Origin of the sequence: Micrococcus sp. KT16 (assembly GCF_003315015.1) — a bacterium.
Lineage (GTDB): Bacteria > Actinomycetota > Actinomycetes > Actinomycetales > Micrococcaceae > Micrococcus > Micrococcus luteus.
Map to the genome: position 1 here is coordinate 105814 of NZ_QNRG01000006.1, position 7556 is coordinate 113369.

The 7556-nt window shown below is 68.8% G+C and carries 6 protein-coding genes and 1 pseudogene; 4 read left to right on the forward strand and 3 right to left on the reverse strand.

Features of this window, described 5'->3' with window-relative positions:
• Both DE149_RS07145 and dxs read right to left on the reverse strand, forming a co-directional pair.
• Positions 1-519 carry a hypothetical protein gene (locus DE149_RS07145; RefSeq protein ID WP_036317662.1) on the reverse strand — a complete coding sequence of 173 codons (519 nt, stop codon included), beginning with the start codon at positions 517-519 and terminating at the stop codon, positions 1-3.
• Positions 516-2531 (reverse strand): 1-deoxy-D-xylulose-5-phosphate synthase, encoded by a 2016-nt coding sequence (gene dxs, locus DE149_RS07150; RefSeq protein WP_020627857.1) that lies wholly within the window; start codon positions 2529-2531, stop codon positions 516-518. Before dxs ends, DE149_RS07145 begins: the two co-directional genes overlap by 4 nt.
• 501 nt (positions 2532-3032) lie before the next feature.
• On the opposite strand from dxs, the gene DE149_RS07160 reads away from it, so the two are divergent.
• From DE149_RS07160 to DE149_RS07175, 4 genes are all read left to right on the forward strand, one after another.
• Positions 3033-3620: a YdhK family protein gene (locus DE149_RS07160; RefSeq protein ID WP_020627858.1), complete on the forward strand. Its 588-nt coding sequence runs from the start codon at positions 3033-3035 to the stop codon at positions 3618-3620.
• 89 nt (positions 3621-3709) lie between these two features.
• The gene (locus DE149_RS07165) at positions 3710-5845 is read left to right on the forward strand and encodes a heavy metal translocating P-type ATPase (RefSeq protein ID WP_036317660.1); all 2136 of its coding nucleotides are present in this window, start codon (positions 3710-3712) and stop codon (positions 5843-5845) included.
• 11 nt (positions 5846-5856) lie between these two features.
• A complete protein-coding gene (locus DE149_RS07170) occupies positions 5857-6192 on the forward strand; it encodes a metal-sensitive transcriptional regulator (RefSeq protein ID WP_269454423.1) in 336 nt (111 codons plus the stop codon).
• 182 nt (positions 6193-6374) lie between these two features.
• A complete protein-coding gene (locus tag DE149_RS07175) occupies positions 6375-6998 on the forward strand; it encodes a CueP family metal-binding protein (protein ID WP_101966018.1) in 624 nt (207 codons plus the stop codon).
• 67 nt (positions 6999-7065) lie between these two features.
• Here DE149_RS07175 and DE149_RS07180 read toward each other — a convergent pair.
• Positions 7066-7473: pseudogene (locus tag DE149_RS07180) on the reverse strand (integrase core domain-containing protein); the annotation flags it as partial.
• Between the last annotated feature and the right edge of the window lie 83 nt (positions 7474-7556).

Genomic DNA, 7556 nt, shown 5'->3' on the forward strand with positions numbered 1-7556 from the left:
TCAGCCCTCCTGCTCTGCGGTGCGGACGTCCACCTTGTTCGGCTGCACGCCGTCGGCGCGCTTGGCGGCCGCCGGGATCTCGGCGGCGGCCTTGCGGGCGTGGGGGGTCCGGACGCGCAGCACGAGGGCACCGGCCTCCTCGACGACGTCCTCGACCTCGCCAAGACCGCGCCAGGCCAGCTGGTGGGTCACCTCGACGCGCAGCCGTTCCACGGTGCGCCGCTCGATCACCGTGGCCTCCCGGCCGCGGAGCCGGTAGGCCACCGGCAGCACGGCGAAGGTCGCGGGGTCCGCCTCGGCGAAGCCCTCCTCCGCGCCCTGCGCCACGAACGCGGCCAGCAGCTGATCACCCTCGACCTGGTCGGCCAGGGGCTGCTCCCCGACGGTGCCGGGCTGGCCGACCCGGCCGTGGTGGACCACGAACTCCCCGGCCTCCGCGTCGGCCCATGCCTCGCGGTACTCGAAGAGCCGGGTGCCGTCGTCGCCGACGGTCTCACGGTACAGCCGGACGATGCTCATGCCTGCTCCTGGTGGTGGGGGGCGGCCGCGTCCTCGGGGACGGGCCGGGCGTACGGGACCTTGGCGCCGAGGACCTGGGCGACGGTGTCCTGGGTGATGCGCTGCGCGGTGAGGCCCACGCGGGCCAGCACCTGCTCGCGGCTGCCGTGGGCGAGGAACTCGACCGGCAGGCCGACCTCGTTCAGGGCGGTGTCCACGCCGGCCGCGCGCATCTCCTGCCGGATCCGCGAGCCGACGCCGCCGGCCCGCACCCCGTCCTCGAGGCACACGACGATCCGGTGGCGGGCGGCCGTGTCGATCACGGACCGGGCCACGGGCAGGACCCACCGCGGGTCGATCACCGTGGCGCTGATGCCGTGCCGCTCGAGCCGTTCGGCGACGTCGAGGCCGAGCTCGGCCATCGCGCCCACCGCCACGATCAGCACGTCCCGCTCGGCGCCGTCGCGTCCGCCGGCCTCGCCGCGCCGGGCGAGCACGTCCGTGCCGTCCGACAGCCGCTCCAGGGCGCGCACCGGCTCGCCGACCGAGCCCTTCGCGAACCGCACCACGGTGGGCGCGTCCTCGACGGCGACGGCCTCGCGCAGCTCCTCCCGGAGCGTGTCCGCGTCGCGGGGCGCGGAGATCCGCAGCCCCGGGACCGACTGCAGCAGGGCCAGGTCCCACATGCCGTGGTGGCTCGGGCCGTCCGGCCCGGTGACGCCCGCGCGGTCCAGCACGAACGTCACGCCCGCACGGTGCAGGCCCACGTCCATGAGCACCTGGTCGTAGGCGCGGTTGAGGAAGGTCGCGTAGACGGCCACCACGGGGTGCAGGCCGCCGAAGGCCATGCCGGCGGCCGACGTGACCGCGTGCTGCTCGGCGATGCCGACGTCGAACACCCGGTCCGGGTGGGCCAGCGCCATCGGGGCCAGGCCCACGGGGTTCTGCATGGCGGCGGTGATGGCCACGACGTCCGGCCGCTCGTCCGCGATCGCGACCATCTCCTCGCCGAACACGGAGGTCCAGGACTGGGCCGTCGACGAGGTGATGGGCTCGCCCGTGGAGGGGTCGATCACGCCGATCGCGTGGAACTGGTCCGCCTCGTGCGCGACCGCCGGCGCGTAGCCGTGCCCCTTCTCGGTCATCGCGTGGACGATCACGGGCCCGCCGTACGCCCGCGCGTCCTCGAGGGCCTCCTCCATGGCGGTGAGGTCGTGACCGTCCACCGGACCGATGTACTTCATGCCCAGGTCCTCGAACAGGCCCTGCGGCGCCCAGAGGTCCTTGAGGCCCTTCTTCGCCGCGTGCAGCGGCCGGTACACCAGCTCACCCGCGAGGCCGGCCTCCTGGAGGCGGCGCTTGAGGTAGTCGAGGGTCTGCTCGTAGCGGTGGTGGGTGCGCACCTTGTCCAGCACCCCGCGGCGCAGTCCGCCCAGGTGCTCGGCGACGCCGCCCACCGTGGGCGCGTACGAGCGGCCGTTGTCGTTGACCACGATCACCACGCGCCGATCCCGGCCGGCGGCGATGTTGTTGACCGCCTCCCAGGCCATGCCCCCCGTGAGCGCGCCGTCGCCGATCACGGCCACCACGGTGCGGTCCCCCTGCCCGGTCTGCGCCCAGGCCCGCGCGATGCCGTCCGCCCAGGAGAGCGAGCTGGAGGCATGCGAGGACTCCACCACGTCGTGCTCGGACTCGGTGCGGTCGCCGTAGCCGGACAGGCCCCCCTCCTGGCGGAGCGTCGTGAAGTCCTGGCGCCCCGTGAGCAGCTTGTGCACGTACGACTGGTGGCCCGTGTCGAAGATGACCGCATCCTTCGGCGACTCGAACACGCGGTGCACGGCCAGCGTCAGCTCGACGACGCCCAGGTTCGGTCCGAGATGGCCACCCGTCTTGGAGACGTGGGCGATCAGGTAGGCGCGGATCTCCGCCGCCAGCGCGGTCAACTGGTCCTCCGTGAGGGCCGACAGGTCCGCCGGGCGGGCGATCTGCGGCAGCAGCGGGGCGCCGGGGCTCGTGGGGGGCAGATGTTCCATGGTGCGACCAGCCTACTCCGCGGGTCCGCGCCCGGGCGGGACGCGGGCGGCGGCCCGCGCGGGCGGGCCCCGTGGATCAGGCCTTCGCGGCGATCTGACGGAGCACGTACTGAGACATGCTTCGCTCTGCCTGGCGATAGTTGCACAGCTTCCGTCGGCTCTCAGGATCCCTGTCTCGATGGGACGCCCGACGATGCAACCGTACAAGACCAATTTCTCTTGGGTGATCGGCGGTACTGGGATCGTCTTCTCACCACGGTGATGTTCACGAGACGACGCAGCCGATCCCGTCACGACGGCGAGCGAGGTGAGCCCGTCCGTTCGGGCCTCGATTCCATCTGCGACCAGGGCCGCCGAGCCGATGTTCTCCATCGCAGCCTCAGCGCTGCCACCCCGGGTCGACTGGATCTTGGCCGGGCGATTCCACGCCCGCCGATCGACATCGACTTGATACCCGGGAGGGGTATAGCGTTGACTGGACCAGAACGAACAGGAGACTTCATGCGCAAGCACCTCAAGACCACCGTCGCCGCAGGAGTGCTCGGAGGAGCGCTCGTGTTCACCGGCTGCAGCACCGGCGGCGACCAGGACCAAGGGACCCCCTCGACGACCAGCCAGCACGAGGGCCACGGCAGCAGCTCTGACAGCGGCGGGATGGAGCATCCGATGGACGGCGGCCCCGCCCCCGAGGGCATCGAGACGGCTGCGTCGCCCACATACCCGGTCGGCACCGAGGTCACGCTCACCGCCGACCACATGGAGGGCATGGACGGTGCGAACGCGATGATCGCCGGCGCGTACGACACGTACACCTATGCGGTGGACTTCACGCCGTCCGCAGGCGGGGAGCCGGTCAAGGATCACAAGTGGGTCGTCCAGCAGGAGATCAAGGACGCCGGAGATGAACGTCTGGCCGACGGCACCGAGGTCACTCTCGAGGCCGAACACATGGAAGGCATGAAGGGCGCGAAGGCGACCATCGCCTCCTCCACCGAGGAGACCGTCTACATGGTCGATTACGAGTCCGACGGCATGACGATGACCAACCACAAGTGGGTCGTCGAGAGCGAGCTCAAGCCGGCCTCCTGAGCCGATCGCCGCGGGCGCGCTGAAGGTCCGCGGCGAAATACGACCCGATCGAAGGAAAGATCGGGGAATGACGAGGGGAAGCGAAGAGCATGACGGACCCGACCACGCATCACCATGACCACGCCGGCGTCGCGACCACCGAGTCCGGCCACCGTGACGACTCGCGCGCCGAGAACGAAGACCACACCATGGAACACGGTGACCACGCCGGGCACGGTCATCACGGCGGTGGTCACGCGGGCCACGGCGACCACGTCGGCCAGTTCCGGCGGCTGTTCTGGATCAATCTGATCATCGCCATCCCGGTGGTCGCGTTCTCCCCCATGTTCGCCATGCTCCTGGGCTACTCGGTCCCCAGCTGGGCGGGCTGGGTCGCCGCAGTCCTCGGCTCCGTCATGTACGCCTGGGGCGGCACCCCGTTCCTCACCGGTGCTGTCAGCGAGCTGAAAAGCCGCCAGCCGGGGATGATGCTGCTCATCGCGCTCGGCATCACCGTAGCGTTCCTCGCCTCCTGGGCCGCCACTGTCGGTCTCGTCCACCCCGAGCTCGAGTTCTGGTGGGAGTTGGCGCTGCTGATCGTCATCATGCTGCTGGGCCACTGGATCGAGATGCGCTCACTGGCCCAGACCACCTCGGCGTTGGACTCCCTCGCCGCGCTGCTCCCTGACGAGGCTGAGCGTATAGAGGGAGACGACGTCGTCAAGGTCGACCCGGCAGAGCTGCGCGTCGGCGACGTCGTCATCGTCCGGCCTGGCGGCAGCGTCCCCGCCGACGGCACCATCGTCGACGGCCGCGCCGACATGGACGAGTCCATGATCACCGGCGAATCACACCCCGTCGCCCGCGGCGAGGGCGAGAACGTCACCGCCGGCACCGTGGCCACCGACTCCGGCCTGCGCGTAGAGATCACCGCCACCGGCGACGACACGGCTCTGGCGGGCATCAACAGGCTCGTCGCCGAGGCGCAGGGCTCATCTTCCCGTGCCCAGCGCATCGCCGACCGGGCTGCGGCCCTGCTGTTCTGGTTCGCCCTCGGAGCTGCGCTGATCACCGCCGTCGTCTGGACGCTCTTCGGGCTCCCCGACGACGCGGTCGTTCGCACCATCACTGTCCTCGTCATCGCCTGCCCCCATGCGCTGGGTCTGGCGATCCCTCTGGTCGTGTCCATCGCCACCGAGCGCGCCGCCCGCGGCGGCGTCCTGATCAAGGACCGCCTCGCCCTGGAGTCCATGCGCCAGGTCGACGCGGTGCTCTTCGACAAGACCGGCACCCTGACCAAGGGCGAGCCCACCGTCACCGGCGTGGAGCCGACCGGCGGCCTGAATGCCGAACAGCTTCTCGCCCTGGCCGCCTCCGCCGAGGCCGACAGTGAGCACCCCCTCGCCCGGTCCATCGTCACCGCCGCCAAGGAGAAGGGCCTCGCCGTCGAACCGGCCAGCGGGTTCACCTCCTCCCCGGCGGTCGGCGTCACCGCGACGGTGGCCGACCATGAGATCCGCGTCGGCGGACCCCGTCTGCTCGAGGAGACCGGCCAGGACGAGATCGGTGTCGCCGACGAATGGCGGGCAGAGGGTGCGATCATCCTGCACGTCCTCCGCGACGGCAAGGTCATCGGCGGTCTCAAGCTCGCCGACGAGGTTCGCCCAGAGTCCCGCGACGCCGTCGATGCGCTCCATCAGCTCGGCGTCGAGGTCGTCATGATCACCGGCGACGCGGAAGCCGTGGCGAACGAGGTGGGAAGAGAGCTCGGCATCGACCGGGTCTTCGCCGGCGTCCGCCCCGAGGACAAATCCGCCAAGGTCGACCAGCTGCAGAAGGAGGGCAAGAAGGTCGCCATGGTCGGCGACGGCGTCAACGACGCCCCTGCCCTGGCCCAGGCCGACGTCGGCATCGCCATCGGGGCCGGCACCGACGTCGCCATCGCCTCTGCAGGTGTCATCCTCGCCAGCTCCGACCCGCGTAGCGTGCTCTCGGTGATCCAGCTCTCCCGTGCCGCATACCGTAAAATGAGGCAAAACCTGTGGTGGGCTGCAGGGTACAACTTGCTCTCTGTGCCGCTCGCGGCTGGCGTGCTCGCACCCGTCGGCTTCGTCATGCCGATGTCAGTAGGTGCGATCCTGATGTCGATCTCCACCGTCGTCGTCGCGCTCAACGCCCAGCTGCTGCGTCGCATCGACCTCGCCCCAGCTGCCAGCACCCGCTCCGTCCTGGAGCACCAGAAGTGAAGGACACACCCGTGACCACTGAAACTGCAGCCGATGAGACCGGTACCGACGCCGGAGCCCATCGGCACGGCTACATCAGTGACAAGGACCGCTACCGCAACCGCATGAAGCGTATCGAAGGCCAAGCCCGCGGCATCACGAAGATGATCGACGACGAAAAGTACTGCATCGACATCCTCACCCAGGTCTCGGCCCTCACCCGCGCCCTGCAAGGAGTGGCGACCGGTCTGCTCGATGACCACCTCAAGCACTGCGTGCTCGACGCCGCCAAGAAAGGCGATGAAGACGCGGCCATCGCCAAGATCCAGGAGGCCACCGACGCCATCAATCGCCTCGTGCGCTCCTGACACCATCCGATTTCGTCAACACAGGGTGCCTCGGACCGGTGGGCCCCAGATCAGGACAAGGCTCTTGATGTCTCCGGGCAGGCGTGCTTTGCACGTCGTCGCGCCCTTGGCACCGGCGAACTCGGGATGCCTTCTGTCTAACCTGACGACATGAACACGTTCACCTGAGAAAAGAGTTGGGCATGCCACTTGCCATTGTTGCTCCGATCCAGTCCTCCAGGAGCCGCCTGAGGATCTGCGCGGCCTTTACCGGTCTGGCGACCAGCGCCGTCCTCCTGCTCAGCGGCTGTGCTGATGCGGGACCGTCCGCTGATGCAGGATCCGATCACTCACTGGTGGTCGAGCACAATCTAGACGGATTGAATGCTCGCGAGATCATCAAGCGACTCGACTCAACGAAGGTGACAGATCGCTCGTCTGAATTCATCGCGTCGATTGAACCCGACCAGCTTGTACTGACCGACGATCAGAACAATCAGACCACCGTGCCGATGCCAGAAGACGAGTTCTACGTCTCTATCGCCCCGTATCGCAGCCAGACTCACGAATGCTACTTCCACAGCCTCACGACCTGCACCGGCGAACTCGCCAATACTGACGTCCACGTCACCGTGGTCGAGGCGACGTCAGGGGAGACCCTCCTCGATGAAACGCTGACGACGTACGACAACGGATTCGTCGGGGTCTGGCTGCCGCGTGGAATTGACGCCACTCTCACTGTCTCAGCTGAAGGCCGCACCGCGAAAAAGGCCATCTCGACCCGCCCCGACGACCCCACCTGCTTGACCGGTCTTCAGCTGGCTTGAGGCCCAGGCCTCATGCTCCTCTTCAGCGCCGACAGATCAGGCGTCGAGACGTCCTGAGCCGCCCCCTTCATTCGGTCCGGACGTTCTGTGAGTCGTCGGTTTCCATTTGATGGGTGCACTGCCGAGCGTACTCGGCTGGGGTTAGGTAGCCGAGCGAGGAGTGCCGGCGGTGGTGGTTGTACTCGTCCTTCCAGTCGCCGATGATGACCTGTGCGTGCAGCAGCGAGTAGAAGCTGTTGATGTTGAGGCACTCGTCGCGGATCCGGCTGTTGAACGACTCGACGTACCCGTTGCGCCACGGCGAGCCCGGAGGGATGTAGGACAGGCCGGTGCGGGTGCCGGCCCAGTCGGCCATCGCCTCGCTGATGAACTCCGGCCCGTTGTCCGACCTGAGCACCGCCGGGGCGCCCCGGGCGGCGACGAGGTCCTCGAGGTGGGCGGTGAGTCGGTCGGCGGTAATCGAGGGGCGTGTCAACTTGTCTGTGTAAGCGGGGTGGTCACAGGTAGGGGTTGATCCGGTCGGGGTAGGCCGCGGCGAGCTGGGCGAGGGCCTGCTTC

What these genes read in the sequence shown, in the direction of transcription:
- DE149_RS07145 (WP_036317662.1), bottom strand. Translation starts at nt 519, where the DNA reads ATGAGCATCGTCCGGCTGTACCGTGAGACCGTCGGCGACGACGGCACC.
- dxs (WP_020627857.1), bottom strand. Translation starts at nt 2,531, where the DNA reads ATGGAACATCTGCCCCCCACGAGCCCCGGCGCCCCGCTGCTGCCGCAG.
- DE149_RS07160 (WP_020627858.1), top strand. Translation starts at nt 3,033, where the DNA reads ATGCGCAAGCACCTCAAGACCACCGTCGCCGCAGGAGTGCTCGGAGGA.
- DE149_RS07165 (WP_036317660.1), top strand. Translation starts at nt 3,710, where the DNA reads ATGACGGACCCGACCACGCATCACCATGACCACGCCGGCGTCGCGACC.
- DE149_RS07175 (WP_101966018.1), top strand. Translation starts at nt 6,375, where the DNA reads ATGCCACTTGCCATTGTTGCTCCGATCCAGTCCTCCAGGAGCCGCCTG.